Origin of the sequence: Rhizobium sp. LjRoot30, from assembly GCF_964253915.1 — a bacterium.
Lineage (GTDB): Bacteria > Pseudomonadota > Alphaproteobacteria > Rhizobiales > Rhizobiaceae > Metarhizobium.
In genome coordinates this window covers 86,085-104,074 of sequence record NZ_CAXUSG020000003.1, presented here as the reverse complement: position 1 = coordinate 104,074, position 17,990 = coordinate 86,085, and the positions used below count along the sequence as shown (strand labels likewise).

Annotated in this window: 12 protein-coding genes and 1 pseudogene; 5 read left to right on the top strand and 8 right to left on the bottom strand. The window is 63.6% G+C overall.

Annotation, left to right across the window (positions count from 1 at the left end; all coding sequences use genetic code 11):
* Nucleotides 1-27 precede the first annotated feature (27 nt).
* Nucleotides 28-5,754 carry a translocation/assembly module TamB domain-containing protein gene (locus tag ACSQ3I_RS08155; RefSeq protein WP_435997761.1) on the top strand — a complete coding sequence of 1,909 codons (5,727 nt, stop codon included), beginning with the start codon at nt 28-30 and terminating at the stop codon, nt 5,752-5,754.
* A gap of 118 nt (nt 5,755-5,872) precedes the next feature.
* Here ACSQ3I_RS08155 and ACSQ3I_RS08150 read toward each other — a convergent pair whose 3' ends face one another.
* Nucleotides 5,873-6,127: a formate dehydrogenase subunit delta gene (locus tag ACSQ3I_RS08150; protein WP_435997759.1), complete on the bottom strand. Its 255-nt coding sequence runs from the start codon at nt 6,125-6,127 to the stop codon at nt 5,873-5,875.
* Nucleotides 6,117-6,944 (bottom strand): formate dehydrogenase accessory sulfurtransferase FdhD, encoded by an 828-nt coding sequence (fdhD, locus tag ACSQ3I_RS08145; protein WP_435997757.1) that lies wholly within the window; start codon nt 6,942-6,944, stop codon nt 6,117-6,119. Before fdhD ends, ACSQ3I_RS08150 begins: the two co-directional genes overlap by 11 nt.
* Before the next feature lie 33 nt (nt 6,945-6,977).
* Here fdhD and ACSQ3I_RS08140 point away from each other — a divergent pair.
* Nucleotides 6,978-7,127: pseudogene (locus tag ACSQ3I_RS08140) on the top strand (endonuclease domain-containing protein); the annotation flags it as partial.
* A 70-nt stretch (nt 7,128-7,197) separates the two neighbouring features.
* Here ACSQ3I_RS08140 and fdhF read toward each other — a convergent pair.
* The 6 genes from fdhF to ACSQ3I_RS08110 form a co-directional block, all read right to left on the bottom strand.
* The gene (fdhF, locus tag ACSQ3I_RS08135; protein ID WP_435997755.1) at nt 7,198-10,077 is read right to left on the bottom strand and encodes a formate dehydrogenase subunit alpha; all 2,880 of its coding nucleotides are present in this window, start codon (nt 10,075-10,077) and stop codon (nt 7,198-7,200) included.
* 53 nt (nt 10,078-10,130) lie between these two features.
* Nucleotides 10,131-10,346, bottom strand: a complete 216-nt coding sequence (locus ACSQ3I_RS08130) for a DUF4287 domain-containing protein (RefSeq protein WP_435997753.1) — start codon at nt 10,344-10,346, stop codon at nt 10,131-10,133.
* Complete coding sequence (locus ACSQ3I_RS08125) at nt 10,343-11,899, bottom strand: formate dehydrogenase beta subunit (protein ID WP_435997751.1); 1,557 nt, start codon at nt 11,897-11,899, stop codon at nt 10,343-10,345. Before ACSQ3I_RS08125 ends, ACSQ3I_RS08130 begins: the two co-directional genes overlap by 4 nt.
* Entirely contained in the window at nt 11,896-12,375 is a 480-nt protein-coding gene (locus ACSQ3I_RS08120) for a formate dehydrogenase subunit gamma (RefSeq protein WP_435997749.1), read from the bottom strand. Before ACSQ3I_RS08120 ends, ACSQ3I_RS08125 begins: the two co-directional genes overlap by 4 nt.
* 187 nt (nt 12,376-12,562) lie before the next feature.
* Entirely contained in the window at nt 12,563-13,456 is an 894-nt protein-coding gene (locus ACSQ3I_RS08115; protein WP_435997747.1) for a LysR family transcriptional regulator, read from the bottom strand.
* 83 nt (nt 13,457-13,539) lie between these two features.
* Complete coding sequence (locus tag ACSQ3I_RS08110) at nt 13,540-14,310, bottom strand: SDR family NAD(P)-dependent oxidoreductase (RefSeq protein ID WP_435997745.1); 771 nt, start codon at nt 14,308-14,310, stop codon at nt 13,540-13,542.
* 127 nt (nt 14,311-14,437) lie between these two features.
* Between ACSQ3I_RS08110 and ACSQ3I_RS08105 the strand changes: the two genes are divergently transcribed.
* The 3 genes from ACSQ3I_RS08105 (at nt 14,438) to ACSQ3I_RS08095 (ending at nt 17,986) form a co-directional block, all read left to right on the top strand.
* Nucleotides 14,438-15,217 carry a DeoR/GlpR family DNA-binding transcription regulator gene (locus tag ACSQ3I_RS08105; RefSeq protein WP_435997743.1) on the top strand — a complete coding sequence of 260 codons (780 nt, stop codon included), beginning with the start codon at nt 14,438-14,440 and terminating at the stop codon, nt 15,215-15,217.
* A 113-nt stretch (nt 15,218-15,330) separates the two neighbouring features.
* The gene (gene glpD / locus ACSQ3I_RS08100; protein ID WP_435997741.1) at nt 15,331-16,851 is read left to right on the top strand and encodes a glycerol-3-phosphate dehydrogenase; all 1,521 of its coding nucleotides are present in this window, start codon (nt 15,331-15,333) and stop codon (nt 16,849-16,851) included.
* A 52-nt stretch (nt 16,852-16,903) separates the two neighbouring features.
* A complete protein-coding gene (locus tag ACSQ3I_RS08095; protein ID WP_435997739.1) occupies nt 16,904-17,986 on the top strand; it encodes an ABC transporter ATP-binding protein in 1,083 nt (360 codons plus the stop codon).
* The last annotated feature ends 4 nt before the right edge of the window (nt 17,987-17,990 follow it).

Sequence of the window (17,990 nt, the reverse complement as noted above, 5' to 3'; positions counted from 1 at the left end):
CGCAAACTTCGGATAAGATCGCGTCCAATGGCTATTCTGATTCGCATCGTGAAACGGCTCCTGCGCCTTACCGCCTACGCGGTTCTGGCTGCCGTCGTTCTTCTGGTGATCGGCGTGCTCGTGGTCGGCCTGACGCCGTTCGGCGCCCGTTTTGCCGCCGATCAGGTGTCGCAGCTTGCCTCGACGCCGGATCGGGTGATCACGCTTGGCACGCCCTCCGGCCTGTTGACCGGCCGCCTGCGGCTCGATCAGGTCACCGTAGCCGATAGCCAGGGCACCTTTGCCGAGGTCCGTGATATCGCCGTAGACTGGTCGCCGCTCTCCCTGCTTGGCGGCACCTTCAAGGTCGACCTCGTTTCGGCCGGTTCGGTCAGCATCGTCCGCGCACCCATCGTCACGCAGACGCCGCCGCCGGCTGAAGACGGCGGCGGATCGTCCTTGCCGGTCGCCATCGACATCACCCGTCTCTCGCTGCCCGATATCACCCTGGGTTCCGCACTTGCCGGCCGCGATTTTGCGCTTGCCGCCGACGGTTCGCTGCACGCCGACGGCGCGGGGATCACCACGCAGTTTTCTGCCAACCGCAAGGACCTGCCGGAAGCCAAGGCGCGTGCCGAAATAGCCTTCGTTCCGTCCGAAAACCGCCTGGCGCTGGATGCGGACATTGCCGAACCGCAGGGTGGGCTGATTGCCGGCCTGCTGCGCCTGCCGAACAGTCCGGCTATCGCCTTGAAGGTCAACGGCACGGGACCGCTGTCCGATTGGGCCGGCAAGCTGGCGGCTTCTCTCGATGGGCAGCCGGTATTGAATGTCGATGCTCGACACCAGCAATCGACCGGGGGAGCGCATCGCATCGCGGTCAAGGGCGGCGGAACCTTCGATTCGCTGCTGCCGCCAAGCTTCCGGCCGCTGTTTGCCGGCAGCACGGAAATCGACGTCGCCGCAAGCTTCGACGATACCGGCCGCCTCAGCATCGAAAGCGGCAACATCGCCACCGGCAATCTCCTGCTGGCAGCCTCCGGCGAACTCAACCCCAACGGCGACAACAGCCTGAAGGCCAATCTGATCGGCGCCGCCGGCCCGATCGATTTCCGCTGGCCGCTTGCCGATGGCGAGGCGCGGTTACTGATCAGCGGTATCGACCTGTCGCTGACGGGGCAGGCTGCAGCCGCAAAACTCGACCTGTCGGCAGCGGTGGAGCAGGTGGACCTGCCGCAAGGCCGGTTGGGCCAACTCCGGCTCGACGCCAAAAGTAATGCGCTGAACCTGACGGAACGTTCCGGCACCATCCAGACACGCTTTTCCGTCGCAGAGACGGCGTTTGTCAGCCCCGATATCGATCGCGCCGTAGAAGGGCCGCTGACGATCACCGCACCGCTCACCGTTTCGCCGGATGCCATCGCCTTCGACGCGATTGCCCTGGAAAGCCCGAGCATCGGCGGAACGCTGACCGGCCGCTATACGCTTGCAGACAAGACGTTGGCGACGGCCTTCCGCCTGTTTGCCGTTCCATCCGTCCTGCCGGATGCCCTGGCCGCCAAGTTCGAAACGACGATTGCCGCCGAGGGCAATGTGAGCGCCACGATCGGCGGCCGCACTGAGGTGAGCGGCCTGACGCTGAAATCCGGCACCATCGAAGCCTCCGGCAATGTTGCGCTGGACGGCGAAACGCTGACTGCCGATCTCACCGGCCGGTTGCCGGATCTCGGCAAGCTCGTCGCCGATGCCCGCGGCATCGTCGATTTTTCCGTTTCGGCCGACGGCCCGCTCTCCGCCATGGCCTTCAAGGCCAACCTGAGCGCCAGCGAGGCGGCGCTCGGCGAACGTGCGCTGACGGATCTTTCGGTTTCCGCGGAAGGCAAGGCCGACCCGGCTTCGCCGCAGGTAACCGTCAAGGCATCCGGCGCACTCGGCGGCCAGACGATCAATGTCGATGCCGATCTTTTGTCCGAAAACGGCGCGACCCGCATACCGAAGCTTCTGGCGCAGGTCGGCGCCAACAGGATCGAAGGCGCGCTCGTCCTGTCGCCGACGTTCGAGCCGGACGGCCGGCTGACGCTCGATCTTCCCGATATCGGCCTGCTGGCAGCGCTGGCCGGACAGGAAGCGCAGGGCGACCTCAAGGGATCGGCGATGATCACGACGCAGGACGGTCGTATCCAGGCCGTGGTCAACGCGTCGGGCAGCGGTATTTCCCGCGACGACCTGCGGATCGCCAATCCCGTCATCGATCTCACCATCGACGACGTGAAGGCGCTGTCGGCCCGCGGCACTGTCCGCGCCGATGAGATCGCCTCCGGCGGCCACACGGTGGCCCAGCCGCAGCTTGCCTTCACACAGCAAGCCGGCAAGACCGGTTTCGACCTCAAGGCAAATTACGACGAAGCGCCGCTTCTGGCCGCCGGCAGCCTGCAAAGCGTCGACGGCGCCATCACCATCGCCATCGACGCCCTGTCCGCCGCGCCGAGGAAGGTACCGCTCGAACTCGACCGTACGGCGGCCATCACCATCGCCAACGGCACCGTTACCCTGCCAGGCCTCGCTATTCGCGTCGGCGACGGTCTCGTGACCCTGTCGGGCACAGTCGGCGAGCGGCTGGCGCTGACGGCGGATATCGCCAACATCCCCGCCACCCTGGCCAACACCTTCGTACCGGCCATCGTCGCCAAGGGCGCGCTGTCGGGAACGGCAAACATTTCAGGCCTTGCGGCAACGCCCGTGGTGTCGGCAGACCTCAGAGCGGCGCTGCAGAGCGTCGAGATGAGCGAGGGCCGGTTCTCCGACCTGCAATTCACCGCCAAAACCACGGAGTTCGACATCGCTACCCTTTCCGGTACGGTGGAGACGAGGCTCGATGTCGCGGGCCTGGAATTTGTCAGCACCGATCTCAACCGTGCCGTCCAGGGACCGCTGGCGATCGCCGCACCGATCGTCGTTTCGGCCGGCTCGATCGGCTTCGACGGATCAACCATCGAAAGCCCGGTCATCTCTGGCAGGCTGGATGGCGGTTATGCGCTTGCCACCCAAACTGTTCTCTCGCACCTGGCATTCACCATCCAACCGGCAGCCCTGCCCGAGGCTGCCGCGACGAAATTCGACGCGCCGATCACCCTTGAGAGCGACCTTTCGTCGATCATCGGCGGCAAGACCGAGCTCAGCAACCTCAAGATCGCCTCCAGCGGCACGCTGCAGGCCGATGGCGCGGTGACATTCGAAAAAGGCCTGCTGGCGGTCGACCTGAAGGGCGCGCTGCCCGAGATCGGCAAGCTGCTTGCCGATGCCAAAGGTGCGGCTCAATTCCGCGCCACCATCCAGGGCGAGCCTTCGGCGCTGGCGATCGACGCGACGATGGAGGCCGCCAAGGCCGAACTCGCCGGCCGCACGCTGACCGATCTGTCGCTGAATGCGAAAGGCGTCGCCGACAGAAGCGCGCCGCAGGCAGTACTCAAGGCGACCGGCACGCTCGACGGGCAAAAACTCGCCGTCGACGCCGACCTGATCTCCGAAAACGGCATCACACGCCTGCCAAAACTGCTGGCGACGGTGGGTCGCAACCGGCTGGAAGGCGCGCTCGCCTTCTCGCCGTCCTTTGCGCCCAGCGGGCAACTGACCTTCGATATTCCGGACCTCAGCCTGTTTGCGGCGCTCGCCGGCCAGCGCGCCGAGGGCGATCTCAAGGGCGCCATCACGCTTTCCACCAATGCCGGTATCATGCAGGCAAAGATTTCCGCCTCCGGCAGCGGCATCCGCCGCGACGATCTCAGCATCGTCAAGCCGGTGGTCGATCTCACCGTCGACGATCTCGCCGCGCTGTCGGCGAATGGCACGGTGCGGGCGGAAGAAATCCGCTCCGGAGCCAACCGCATCCAGGCGCTGGCATTGGCGATCACCCAGAGCGGTGGCAAAACCGGCTTCGACCTGAAGGCGCAATATGACGGCGCGCCGCTTCTGACATCCGGTTCCATTCAAAGCGCCGGCGGTGCCATGACGGTTGCGCTCAACCGTTTCGAGGCCGCACCGAAACGGCTGCCCCTCAAGCTCGAAAGCCCGACGACCATCCGCATTGCCGGCGGCAACGTCACCCTGTCGAAACTCGGCATCCGGGCCGGCAACGGCACGATCACCGTCAATGGCGGTGCCGGCGAACAATTACAGATCGACGCAAAGATCAGCAATCTGCCGGCAAGCCTTGCCAATACCTTCGTGCCCAGCATCGCAGCGGAAGGCACGATATCGGGCACGGTTGCCGTGCGAGGTTCGACGGCGGCACCTGCCGTTGATTACCAGCTTGCCTGGGCGAATGCCGCAGTAGCACAGACGAAATCGGCCGGTGTCGGCGCCTTCGATATCAAAGCCAATGGCCGCTTCGCCGACAACACGCTGCGCATCGATACCAGCCTCAGCGGCGGTGGCCTGTCGCTCAGCGGCGGCGGCACGGTGGGCGTGACCGGCAACCAGCCGCTGGCGCTGGCTTTCGAGGGAACCTTGCCCTTCTCCGTGGCCGCCGCCCAGCTTGCCAGCCAGGGGCTCAGCCTCGAAGGCCAGGCCAAGGTGAACCTACGCATCGCCGGCACGGCGGCATCACCCGATATTGCCGGCACGATTACGGCCGCTGGCGCAACGTTGGTCGACGTTCGCCGCAACATCGCCCTCAACAACCTTGCCCTGAACGTTTCGCTCGACCGTGACCGGGCCACCATCAACCGGCTGTCCGGCCAGCTGGCGCAGGGCGGCACGGTGTCGGCAACCGGCACGATCGGTTTTGCCGGCGGCAGCGGTTTTCCCGCCGACCTCGCCATCAAACTCGACAAGGCGGCCTATGTCGATGGCACGCTGCTGGCGACCGTCATCGACGGCAACCTGACGCTGAAGGGGCCGGTCCTGACTGCGCCTGTGCTCGGCGGCGAACTGAGGCTCGGCAAAACCTCGATCACCGTGCCGGAAAAGCTGCCGGCCTCGCTGTCGGAAATCAACGTCAAGCACAAGAACGCGCCGCGCGACGTGCAAAAACAGGCCCAGACCATCAAGAAGGACGAAGGCGGCAGCGGTACGCAATCGACCATCGGCCTCGACCTGACGATCAGCGCCCCCTCGCGCATTTTCGTGCGCGGACGCGGCATCGATGCCGAGCTTGGCGGTTCGCTGACCGTGCGCGGCACGGCGACGGATCCCGTGGTTTCCGGCGGCTTCGAGATGCGCCGTGGCCGGCTGAACATCCTCAACAAGCGGCTGGACTTCACGTCGGGCGAGATCAGCTTCGGCGGCTCGCTGACCCCGACGCTGAACCTCGAGGCGACCAACACCACCGGTTCGACGGCGATCACCATCACCGTCGCCGGTGTCGCCAACGATCCGTCGATCACCTTCTCGTCGTCGCCGGCGCTGCCGCAGGACGAAATCCTGGCGCAGCTGATCTTCGGCCAGTCGATGTCAAAGCTTTCGGCGCTGCAGATCGCCCAGCTGGCCGATGCCGCAAGCCAGCTGGCCGGCGGCCGCTCGACCTCGCTGTTCCAGGCGCTGCGCTCCAATCTCGGCGTCGACGACCTCGACATCTCGACCGATGAAAAAGGTGAAGCGCGTGTTTCTGCCGGCAAATACCTGAACAGCCGCACCTATATCGAGCTGCAGGGCGGCGGCGAAAGCGGCGGCAAGGCGATCATCAACCTCGATGTCGGCCGCGGCGTGAAACTGCGCGGAGAAGCGGGCGGCAACGGCGAAGGTGCGGCCGGTATCTTCTATGAAAAGGAATATTGAGTCGTTGCGGCAAGGACGCGCGGCTGAATTGCGTCAGGAAGGGCAGGAATGCTCCACGCACCGGCCGTATGTCGGCCGGGCTGACATCGATACCAACCTGCGAACACCGTTCGTCAGATCAGGCGCTGGCCTGCGGCGGGGCAGGCGGCGCCGGCTTGCGGATGTGCGCGGCGGCTTCCAGCACCAGCGGATCGAAACCCTCGCCGCCTTCCTCGATCATCTCGAAAAACTGCCGGCGCATGCGTGATTCCCAAAATTTGTTGATGTGGGTGGCAACGCCCTGTACCCGCTCCGCTTCCGGCTGCGAATGGAAGAAAGTGGCGATCTGATTGGCCATACGCACCAGCTTCTGCTGCGTTCCATCATGCGACATCGGCGGAAACTCCGGAAAAAATGCGGGTCGAATGGGTAAAGATCTCGAAATCCTCGCCGCGCACCAGCGCGATGAGGGTCATGCCGGCCTCCTCGGCCGTGCGCAGCGCCAGGGCCGTCGGGGCGGAAATGGCAATCAGGACGGCGCTGCCGAGGATCGCCGCCTTCTGCACCATCTCGACCGACAGCCGGCTGGTGACGACCACCGCCCCTTGCGCGCCGGCATGCCCGGCGGCGATGACGGCGCCGCACAGCTTGTCAAGCGCGTTGTGACGCCCGACATCTTCGCGCACGGCGATCAGTCCGCGACCGGGAATATAAAACCCGGCACCATGCACGGCATGGGTTTCGCGATGCAACGGCTGGGCGCCGTTGAGCAGGGCAATCGCCTCGACGATCTGCCGTTCATCGAAGTTGAGCGCGACATTGCCGACATCCGGCACCGGTCGCATGGCCTGCTCGATCGATTCGATGCCGCACAGGCCGCAGCCAACCGGCCCGGCCATATGCCGGCGGCGGGTACGCAAGGCGTCGGCGGCATCGTCGGCAAGCGTGATCTGCACATCGATGCCCGGCCCTTCCGCCACGACTTCGATGCCGGCAACTTCCGAGGCGGAGGCAATGATGCCCTCGGTCAGGCTGAAGCCAAGGGCAAAATCCTCCAGATCCGCCGGCGTTCCCATCATCACCGCATGCGTCGAGCCGCCGTAGGAGAAGGCGATCGGCACTTCTTCCGGAACGATGCGCGCGCCGCTTCGCACGACGCCGTTGCGGCGGACGGTTTCAGCGGCGGAGGCGGTGGTCCTGAACGTGCTCATGCGGCGGCCTGCCGGTTTTCGGGACGGCCGGGGTTGCGGTTGGCGGCGCCCCCCTCATCCCCCTGCCGGGACCTTCTCCCCGCGGGGGAGAAGGGGATACCTGCGGCACCGTTTCCACCCCCTTCTCCCCCGCGGGGAGAAGGTGCCCGAAGGGCGGATGAGGGGGTGAGCGGCGCAAGCCGCGAAAGAGCCGAGCAACCATAGTCACGCGGCGTCCCGCGAGACAACCGCACCCCGCCTCCGGAGCCCATCCTCACTCCGCTGCCTCCAGCTTGCCGGCGATGCGGCGGGACTGGCGGGCCTGCTCGTCATACTCCACCTGCCATCCGGACGGGCCGTTGGAGGGCGAAATCTGTACCGCCGTCACCTTGTATTCCGGGCAATTGGTCGCCCAGTCGGAGAAGTCGGTGGTGATGACGTTCGCCTGCGTCGTCGGGTGGTGGAAGGTGGTGTAGACGACGCCCGGCGCGACGCGATCGGTGATCAGCGCCCGAAGCGTCGTATCGCCGGAACGGCTGGCGAGCCGGACCCAGTCACCGTCACGGATGCCGCGCAGTTCTGCATCGTGCGGATGCACCTCCAGCCGGTCCTCGGCGTGCCAGACGACGTTGTCGGTGCGCCGCGTCTGGGCGCCGACATTGTACTGGCTGAGGATGCGGCCGGTGGTCAGCAGGAGCGGGAAGCGCGGACCGGCGCGTTCGTCGGTGGCGACATATTCGGTGCGGATGAACTTGCCCTTGCCACGCACGAAGCCGTCGATATGCATGATCGGCGAACCCAGTGGCGCCTTTTCGTTGCACGGCCACTGCACCGAACCCATCTTGTCCAGATAGTCATAGGAAACGAGGGCAAAACTCGGCGTCGTCGCGGCGATTTCGTCCATGATTTCGGATGGATGGCTGTAGTTCCAGGCCAGGCCCATCGTCTGGGCCAGTTTCTGTGTTATCTCCCAGTCGGCATAACCGTTCTTCGGCGTCATGACGCGACGGACGCGGTTGATGCGGCGCTCGGCATTGGTGAAGGTGCCGTCCTTTTCCAGGAAGGTCGAGCCCGGCAGGAAGACGTGGGCATAGTTTGCCGTTTCGTTGAGGAACAGATCCTGGACGACGACGCATTCCATGGCGGCAAGGCCGGCTGCGACATGCTTGGTGTCCGGGTCGGATTGGAGAATATCCTCGCCCTGGATGTAGATGCCCTTGAACGAACCGTCGACGGCGGCATCCAGCATGTTGGGGATGCGCAGCCCCGGCTCGTTGGAGAGAGCGACGCCCCACAGCTTTTCGAAGATTTCGCGGGTGGCATCGTCGGAGACATGGCGATAACCCGGCAGCTCGTGCGGGAAGGAGCCCATGTCGCACGAACCCTGCACGTTGTTCTGGCCACGCAGCGGGTTCACGCCGACGCCCGGCCGGCCGATATTGCCGGTGACCATGGCAAGGTTGGCGATCGCCATGACCGTCGTCGAACCCTGGCTGTGCTCGGTGACGCCGAGACCGTAATAGATCGCGCCGTTGCCACCGGTGGCAAACAGCCGCGCTGCGCCGCGCACCAGATGCGCCGGTACGCCGGTAAATTCTTCGATTGCTTCCGGGCTATGCTGCTCTTCGGCAACGAATGCAGCCCAATCCTCGAATTCCGACCAGTCGCAACGCTCGCGGATGAAGGCTTCATTGGCGAGGCCTTCGGTGACGATGACATGCGCCAGCGCCGTCATGACGGCGACGTTGGTGCCAGGCTTCAGCGGCAGATGGAAGGCCGCCTCGATATGCGGCGACTTGACGAGGTCGGTGCGGCGCGGATCGATGACGATCAGCTTGGCGCCCTGTCGCAGCCGCTTCTTCAGGCGCGAGCCGAAGACGGGGTGACCGTCGGTCGGGTTAGCGCCGATGACGATGACGACATCGGTATGTTCGACCGAATCGAAATCCTGCGTGCCGGCTGAGGTGCCGAAGGCCTGGCCGAGACCGTAGCCGGTCGGCGAATGGCAGACGCGGGCGCAGGTATCGACGTTGTTGTTGCCGAAGCCGGCGCGGATCAGCTTCTGTACCAGGAAGGTTTCTTCATTGGTGCAGCGCGAGGAGGTGATGCCGCCGACCGATTCCCGGCCGTACTGATACTGGATGCGGCGGAACTCGGAGGCGGCATGCGCATAAGCCTCTTCCCAGGTGACTTCGCGCCAGGGATCGGAGACCTTTTCACGGATCATCGGGTTGAGGATACGGTCCTTGTGGGTCGAATAGCCGTAGGCGAAGCGTCCCTTGACGCAGGAATGGCCGCGATTGGCCTGGCCGTCCTTCCACGGCACCATGCGCACCAGTTCTTCGCCGCGCATTTCGGCCTTGAAGGAGCAGCCGACACCGCAATAGGCGCAGGTGGTGACGGCGGAGTGCTCCGGCTGGCCGATCTCGATGACGGATTTTTCCGTCAGCGTCGCCGTCGGGCAGGCCTGCACGCAGGCGCCGCAGGAAACGCATTCGGAAGAGACGAAATCCTCATGCATGCCGGGCGAGACGCGGCTGCCGAAACCGCGACCTTCGATGGTCAGCGCAAAGGTGCCCTGCACTTCCTCACAGGCGCGCACGCAACGCGAGCAGACGATGCACTTCGAGGGGTCATAGGTGAAATAAGGATTGGACTCGTCCTTCGGCATCCACTTGGCGTTGATATCGCCATTGTTGCGGGCGCGGACATGGTTGTCGCCTTCATAACCGTAACGAACGTCGCGCAGGCCGACGGCGCCGGCCATGTCCTGCAACTCACAATCGCCGTTGGCGGCGCAGGTCAGACAGTCGAGCGGGTGGTCGGAGATATAAAGCTCCATCACGCCCTTGCGGATGTCCTTCAGCCGGCTCGTCTGGGTGTGCACCTTGATGCCGGGCGCCACCGGCGTGGTGCAGGAGGCCGGCGTGCCGTTGCGGCCCTCGATCTCGATCAGACAGAGACGGCAGGAGCCGAAGGCATCGACCATATCCGTGGCGCAGAGTTTCGGCACCTGGATGCCGGCCTCCATCGAGGCGCGCATGATCGAGGTGCCTTCCGGAACCGTGATCTCGCGACCGTCGATGGTCAGTGTCACCATCTTTTCCGAGCGGGATGCCGGCGTGCCGTAGTCGATTTCAGGAACGAGGGACATGGGAACCTCCAGTTCAATGCGTTGCGCCGCAGCGAGCGGCGACTTGGGTTGTTTTACGATTTCGTTTCGGCAAGCGTCGCCGCGACAAGCGCATTGGCATGACCGTGGCCAAGACCATGTGTTTCTTTCAGAAACGCCACGATCTGCATGTGCGGCTTGCCGTCCTGTGTGCGGACAATCTGCTTCCAGTGCTCGATCGGCTGGCCGTACTTCTTCTCGATCGACGGGAAGTAGGATGCCGGGCCTTTGACTTTTTCGCTCTCGCTCATTCCGCCGCCTCCACCACAGGAGCCGGCGAAAAGTCCTCCGGGAAATGCGTCATGGCGCTGAGCACCGGATAGGGCGTGAACCCGCCGAGCGCGCAGAGCGAACCGAATTTCATCGTGTTGCAGAGGTCGGCGAGCAACACACGGTTCTTCTCCGGCTCAATGCCCCGGGCGATCTTGTCAGCGGTCTCGACGCCGCGCGTCGAGCCGATACGACAGGGTGTGCACTTGCCGCAGCTTTCGATGGCGCAGAATTCCATGGCGAAACGCGCCTGCTTCAGCATGTCGACGGTATCGTCAAACACGACAATGCCGGCATGACCGATCAGCCCGTCCTTGGCCGCGAAGGATTCGTAGTCGAACGGCGTATCGAACAAGGCGCGCGGGAAATAGGCGCCAAGCGGGCCGCCCACCTGCACCGCCTTGACCGGCCGGCCGCTCGCAGTGCCGCCGCCGATGCGATCGATGATTTCACCCAGCGACAGGCCGAAGGCGGTTTCGAACAGGCCACCATGCTTGACGTTGCCGGCGATCTGGATCGGGATCGTGCCGCGCGACCGACCCATGCCGAAATCGCGGTAGAAGGTCGCACCCCGGTCGAAAATGACCGGCACCGAGGCCAGCGACATGACGTTGTTGACGACTGTCGGCCGGCCCATGAAACCTTGGAGCGCCGGCAGCGGCGGCTTGGCGCGGACGATGCCGCGCTTGCCTTCCAGGCTGTTCAGCAGCGAGGTTTCTTCGCCGCAGACATAAGCGCCGGCGCCGCTCCTGACTTCGAGGTCGAAAGCATGCTGGGAACCCAGAACCGAAGGGCCAAGGATGCCGGCCTTGCGGGCGATCTCAATCGCTTCCTGCATGGCGGCGATGGCATGCGGATATTCCGAACGCGTATAGATGTAGCCCTTGGTGGCGCCGGTGGCGATGCCGGCGATCGCCATGCCCTCGATCAGCACGAAGGGATCGCCTTCCATGATCATCCGGTCGGCAAAGGTGCCGCTGTCGCCTTCATCGGCATTGCAGACGATGTATTTCTTGTCGCCCGGCGCATCCGCCACGGTTTTCCATTTGATGCCGGTCGGAAAGCCCGCTCCGCCGCGACCGCGCAGGCCGCTGTCGGTGACTTGCTTGACGATATCGGCCGGCGCCATGGCAATCGCCTTTTCCAGGCCGGCGAGGCCGGCATGCTGGCGGTAGTCGTCCAATGACAGGGGATCGGTGATGCCGCAGCGGGCAAAGGTCAACCGCGTCTGCTGGCGCAGGAAGGGGATATCCGCGGTCGGGCCAAGGTGCAGCGGATGGGCGCCACCCGTCAGGAAACCGGCATCGAAGAGGCTTTCGACATCCTTCACCGTCACCGGACCGTAGGCGATGCGGCCATGCTCGGTGCGCACCTCGACCAGCGGCTCCAGCCAGAACATGCCATGCGATCCGTTGCGGACGACCTTGGCATCGAGGCCACGCTTGGCGATTCCCGCGGTGATCGCCTTGGCGACCTTCTCGGCGCCGAGCGCCAGGGAAGCGGCATCGCGGGGAACGAAGATCGTCACGGTCATCGGCGCGCCTCCGCCACCAGTTCGCGAACGGAGCTCTCGTCGAGGCGGCCGTGCAGCTCACCATCCAGCATCGCAGCAGGCGCGCAGGCACAGAGCCCGAGACAGAAGATCGGCTCCAGCGTCACGGCACCATCGAGCGTCGTCTGGTGGAAATCGATGCCGAGCAGTGCCTTGACGCGCTCGGCCAGACGGTCTCCGCCCATCGACTGACAGGCCTCGGCGCGACAAAGTTTTAGAACGTGCCGGCCGGTCGGATGATCGCGGTAATCGTGATAGAAAGTGACGACGCCATGCACCTCGGCGCGGGAAAGATTGAGTTCGCGCGCCAACACCGGCAGACAGTCCTGCGGCACATAGCCGAACTCGGCCTGGATTTCATGCAGGATCGGCAGGAGCGGACCTTCCAGCCCCTTCAACTCCCCGACAATCGCCAGCGTCCGTTTTTCCACGTCGCCACCGGCCACATGAACGTTCATGCCTGACCTCCTCCCAAAGGCGCAAGGCCTCCCGCCGACATGCGGCAGAAACGCACGAGCCTCTAAATGCTTGAAATTATGGCGAGGACCGGAACCCTGTCAGCCCCCGCACCATCATCTTCAAAGTGTCTCAGGGAATAAAAAAACCGTCAATAAGCCAGTTCCGTCGATTGATAGAAAATTCCTATCAATCGACGCCTGTTTCTGCGAGGTTTCTGGCCTCGTGAAGCAGCGCGGAGACGAGTGGCGTGAAGGGTTCGCGATGTGTGGCGACCAGGCCGATGCTGTGATGCGGCTCCGGTTCGATGAGGGAAACTATACTAATTTCCTCAGGAAAACCGAAGGATTTGGCGACATTTCGTGGCATGATGCTGCACCAGCGTCCTGTTCGCACGTGCGAAATGATCACGATCATCGAGTTGGATTCGAGTGTCGGCTTCACATCCACACCCGCTTCGGCGAAATGGCGGTTGATGATGCGGCGGTTTTGCATGTCCGCAGTCAATAGGCAAAGCCGAAGATCGCCGGCCTGCGTCCAAGTCACCTCGGTCTGGTCGGCAAACGGCCCGCCCTTGGAGGTGATCAGGCAATAGCGTTCGGCATAAAGCGGCACGCTGGTGACGCGGCCGAGCGGTTCGTTTTCGAGATAGGTGAGGCCGGCATCGATCTCCAGGTTTTCCAGCAGGCTGAGGATCTGCAGCGAATTGGTGGAGAAGACGGAGAAGGTGACATCAGGGTGTTTTTCCTGAAACGGCGCCGTCAGGCGCGGCACCATGGACAGCGTCGTCGGAATGGCGGCGAGCCGGATGTGGCCGGACAGACCTTTTCGCGCCGTGCGCATTTCCTCGCGCATGGTGCGGGCATCGCCGACGATGCGGCGCGCCCATTCCAGCACGCGCTGGCCTTCCGGCGTCAAGCCCTGGAACCGCGAACCGCGGATGACCAGCATGACGCCCAGCTGCCCCTCCAGCTGGCGGATTGCCGCCGACAGCGTCGGCTGCGAAATGCCGAGCTCTTCCGCCGCCCTGGCAAAATGCCGTTCCCGGGCGAGCGCGATGAAATATTCCAGCTTGTCGATCATCGCTTTCCTCGCCTTCCCCGTGGCGCCTCATACAAAAGTTCGCAGGCCGGACCAACCGGGCGGGGACATAAACGCTGGAGACTTCAGCAGATCAGCTGGCCGCCGTTGATTTCGATCACTTGCCCGGTGATGTAACCGGAAAGGCTGCCGGCGGCGAGGAACAGATAGGCCGGAGCACAATCTTCCGGGGTGCCGAGGCGCTGCAGGGGTATCGTCTTGCGGGTCGCCTCCAGCTTTTCTGCCGAGGAGTAGCGGTCGTGGAAGTCCGTGGCGATGGTGCCGGGAGAGACGCAGTTGACGCGGATGCCCGAAGGCGCCAGCTCCCGCGCCAAAGCCTTCGAATAGGTGGACACGAAGGCTTTCGACGCCGAATAGATCGCCGAGCCGGGACTGCCGCCGGTGAGCGCAGAGATCGACACGGTGTTGACGATCGCGGCGTCGCCGTTCTTTTTCATCATCGGCAGGAGATCCCTCGTCAGTTCGACGACGGAGTTCTGGTTGAGCTGCACCACCGTCTGGTACTGGTCGTCGGTCAGTTCGTCGGCCGGAAAACGGCCCACCATCGTCCCGGCATTGTTGACCAGCACATGGACCGCGTCGAAACGATCCTGCACCGCGGAGGCAAACTGCGCCACACCGTCTTCCGCCAGAAAATCCGACGCCACCAGAAAGGCGCGGCGATCGGCCTGGGCTTCCAGAAGGAAATCGGGTAGCGCCTCGCCGGGGGTGCGGCCGACATGGACGAGCACATGGGCACCGCAATCGAGAAACAGGCGCGCCACTTCAAGCCCGATGCCACGACCGGCGCCGGTGACCACGACGTTGCGGCCTTCGAACAGTTTTGGGTGAAACATGGTCTCCTCCTTGTCTTGCCCTAGATTGCCCGGCATCGTGCCGCCCGGCAATATGAAAGTCGTGGATTGCGCTATTTTCGCTTTGTCCTATTATGAAGAAAAACGAAAATGAAAAGGGGGAGAAGCGATGTTTCTGACGGGACGCCAGTCGGAGATTCTGGAGATCGCCAAGGTCGAGGGCCGAGTGCTGGTGGAAGAACTGGCAGTGCGCTTTTCGGTGACGCCGCAAACCATCCGCAAGGACCTGAACGATCTCTGCGAAGGACGCGCGTTGACGCGCGTGCACGGCGGGGCGATTTTCCCGAGCGGCACCGAAAACGTCAAATACGAAGCGCGCCGCTCCATCGCCGCTCCCGAAAAGCAGGCGATCGGCCGCGCGGCGGCGGCGCTGATTCCGAACAATACCTCGCTCTTCATCAATATAGGCACCACCACCGAAGCTGTGGGCGAGGCCCTTCTCGATCATCATGAACTGATGGTCATCACCAATAATATAAATGTTGCCAACCGCTTACGGATCTTTCCCTCCATCGAGGTGGTCATCGCCGGCGGCGTGGTGCGCGGTTCCGATGGCGGTATCGTCGGCGAGGCGGCGGTGGATTTCATCAAGCAGTTCAAGGTGGACTATGCCGTGATCGGCGCTTCCGCCATCGATCATGACGGCGCGTTGCTTGACTATGATTTTCGCGAGGTGAAAGTCGCCCAGGCGATCATGGCCAATGCCCGAAACGTCATTCTTGTTTCCGATTCGACGAAGTTCGATCGCAATGCGCCGGTGCGGATCGGCCACCTTTCGCAGGTCGATACATTCATTACCGACCGTTGTCCGTTGACGTCCATTCACGCCATCTGCGCCGAACACGACGTCCGGTTGATCGAAACGGCGCGAGATATCGCGGAAGAATAATTTTCGATTCTCTTTCATTCGTTTGACATTCGAGTTGTTTTCGTTTTAACTGATTTCACTTTCGCAAATGCGCAAAATTGTGCAGTGCGAAATAGGAGTGGGGGGAGACGGAATTGTCCGAAGAAGCGGTGTACGATATTTTCGTCATCGGTGGCGGGATCAACGGCTGCGGCATTGCCCGCGATGCCGTCGGCCGTGGTTATTCGGTCGCGCTGGCCGAAATGAAGGATTTTGCGTCGGGCACCTCTTCTGCCGCCACCAAGCTGATCCATGGCGGATTGCGTTATCTCGAACATTACGAATTCCGGCTGGTGCGCGAGGCGCTGATGGAGCGCGAGATCTTGTGGGCCATGGCGCCGCACATCATCTGGCCGATGCGTTTCGTGCTGCCGTTCCACAAGGGCGGCATCCGTCCGGCCTGGCTCATCCGGCTCGGCCTTTTCCTCTATGATCATCTCGGCGGCCGCAAGCTTTTGCCGGCGACGCGCTCGCTCGACATGCGCCGCGACCCGGCCGGCAAGCCGCTGAAGCCGCTGTTCACCCGCGCCTTCGAATATTCCGACGGCTGGGTCGACGATGCGCGCATGGTGGTGCTGAATGCCCGCGACGCGGCCGATCGCGGCGCGACGATCCTCAACCGCAGCAAGGTCACCTCGGCCCGCCGCGAACAGGGTGCGTGGACCATCGAGGTCAATGACATCGAGAGCGGCGCCACGCGCCGGGTTCGCGCCCGCATGCTGGTCAATGCCGCCGGTCCCTGGGTGGACCAGGTTCTCGCCGGCGCTGTCGGCAAGAACAACGTTCACAATGTCCGGCTGGTGCAGGGCAGCCACATCGTCGTGCGCCGCAAGTTTGACGATCCGCGCGCCTACTTCTTCCAGAACCCCGACAACCGCATCATCTTCGCCATTCCCTACGAGAACGATTTCACCCTGATCGGCACGACGGATCGCGATTACACCGACGATCCGCGCAACGTGAAGATCTCGGAAGAAGAAACGGCCTATCTCTGCCGCGCCGCCAGCGAGTATTTTGCCGAGCCGGTGCGGCCCGAAGACATCGTCTGGAGCTATTCCGGTGTTCGTCCGCTGTTCGACGACGGTGCGTCGAAGGCGCAGGAAGCGACGCGCGATTACGTGCTCAAGGTCGAGGGTGGTTCGGGCGAAGCGCCGCTGCTCAACGTCTTCGGCGGCAAGCTTACCACCTATCGCCGGCTGGCCGAACATGCGCTGGAAAAGATCGGCGAGGCGATCGGCGGAAAAGGTCCGGCCTGGACGGCGAAATCGTCGCTGCCGGGCGGCGATTTTGCAGCGACGGGATACGAGGCGGAAGTGCGCAAGCTGTCGTCCGCCTATCCTTTCCTGGCGGAAAAACATGCACGCCGGCTGGTCCGGCTCTACGGCACGAAAGCTCCCGCGCTGCTTGGCAATGCCAAGGCGACCGGCGATCTTGGCCGGCATTTCGGCAGCGACCTCTATGAGGTGGAGGTCCGCTGGCTGATGGAGAAGGAATGGGCACGGCACGCCGAGGACGTGTTGTGGCGCCGCACCAAGCGCGGACTGTATCTGTCCCGTGAGGAAGCGGCGGCTTTGGAGGATTACATGACGGGAGCGGCCGCATCGTCTGCGGCCTGACCGATAGAGGTCGGTACGTCATTTTTGGGTTTGGAGGAGGCCTGAGGAGCTCATGCTCGAATTGCGCAATGTGTCGAAGACGGTCGGCGGTGAATATCACATTCGCCCGAGCGATCTCGTTCTCGAACGGGGGACGTTGAACGTCCTGCTCGGCCCGACCCTGTCCGGCAAAACTTCGCTGATGCGGCTGATGGCCGGGCTGGACAAGCCGACCGGCGGCTCGATCCATTTCGATGGCAAGGACGTCACCGGTGTGCGTGTGCAGGATCGCAACGTCGCCATGGTCTACCAGCAGTTCATTAATTATCCGGCCCTGACGGTCTATGAAAACATCGCCTCGCCGATGCGGATTTCCGGCAAGGACGCGGCGACCATCGACCGCGAGGTGCGCAAGGCGGCCGAATTGCTGCGGCTGACGCCCTATCTCGATCGTACCCCGCTCAATCTTTCCGGTGGCCAGCAGCAGCGCACCGCACTGGCACGCGCCATCGTCAAGAATGCCAGCCTCGTGCTGCTCGACGAGCCGCTCGCCAATCTCGACTATAAGCTGCGCGAGGAACTGCGCGAAGAATTGCCGCGCATCTTCGCCGCCTCAGGCGCCATCTTCGTTTATGCCACGACCGAACCATCCGAGGCGCTGCTGCTTGGCGGCCACACTGCGACGCTCAGCGAGGGCCGGATCACCCAGTTCGACAAGACCATCGACGTCTATCGCCGGCCGACCGACCTGATCACCGCCAAGACTTTTGCCGACCCGCCGCTGAACATTCTCGAGGTCGTCAAATCGAACGGTCATTTCCTCAAGCATGATGCCGAGGCTTTTGCCGTTCCTGCCCATCTCGCCGGCATGGCGGACGGGCCGGTGACGGTCGCGTTTCACCCGCACCACCTCGCGCTTGCGCCGACCGACAGCGGCAATGCGCGGCTCAGCGTCCGCACGCTGGTTTCGGAAATCACCGGCTCGGAAAGTTTCGTGCACGTGGATTTCGCCGGCGCCCGCTGGGTGATGCTGGAACATGGCATCCACGACATCGAGCCGGACAAGGCAATCGACGTTTATCTCGACACCCGTCACCTGATGGCCTTTTCGACCGATGGCAGGGCGATTGCCGCTGCGCCGGCCAAGGCGGCGTGAGGAG

Coding starts and splice junctions, on each gene's coding strand:
- ACSQ3I_RS08120 (WP_435997749.1), bottom strand. CDS start 12,375: ATGAACGTTCATGTGGCCGGTGGCGACGTGGAAAAACGGACGCTGGCG.
- ACSQ3I_RS08150 (WP_435997759.1), bottom strand. CDS start 6,127: ATGTCGCATGATGGAACGCAGCAGAAGCTGGTGCGTATGGCCAATCAG.
- ACSQ3I_RS08095 (WP_435997739.1), top strand. CDS start 16,904: ATGCTCGAATTGCGCAATGTGTCGAAGACGGTCGGCGGTGAATATCAC.
- ACSQ3I_RS08105 (WP_435997743.1), top strand. CDS start 14,438: ATGTTTCTGACGGGACGCCAGTCGGAGATTCTGGAGATCGCCAAGGTC.
- fdhD (WP_435997757.1), bottom strand. CDS start 6,944: ATGAGCACGTTCAGGACCACCGCCTCCGCCGCTGAAACCGTCCGCCGC.
- ACSQ3I_RS08125 (WP_435997751.1), bottom strand. CDS start 11,899: ATGACCGTGACGATCTTCGTTCCCCGCGATGCCGCTTCCCTGGCGCTC.
- ACSQ3I_RS08110 (WP_435997745.1), bottom strand. CDS start 14,310: ATGTTTCACCCAAAACTGTTCGAAGGCCGCAACGTCGTGGTCACCGGC.
- ACSQ3I_RS08155 (WP_435997761.1), top strand. CDS start 28: ATGGCTATTCTGATTCGCATCGTGAAACGGCTCCTGCGCCTTACCGCC.
- fdhF (WP_435997755.1), bottom strand. CDS start 10,077: ATGTCCCTCGTTCCTGAAATCGACTACGGCACGCCGGCATCCCGCTCG.
- ACSQ3I_RS08130 (WP_435997753.1), bottom strand. CDS start 10,346: ATGAGCGAGAGCGAAAAAGTCAAAGGCCCGGCATCCTACTTCCCGTCG.
- ACSQ3I_RS08115 (WP_435997747.1), bottom strand. CDS start 13,456: ATGATCGACAAGCTGGAATATTTCATCGCGCTCGCCCGGGAACGGCAT.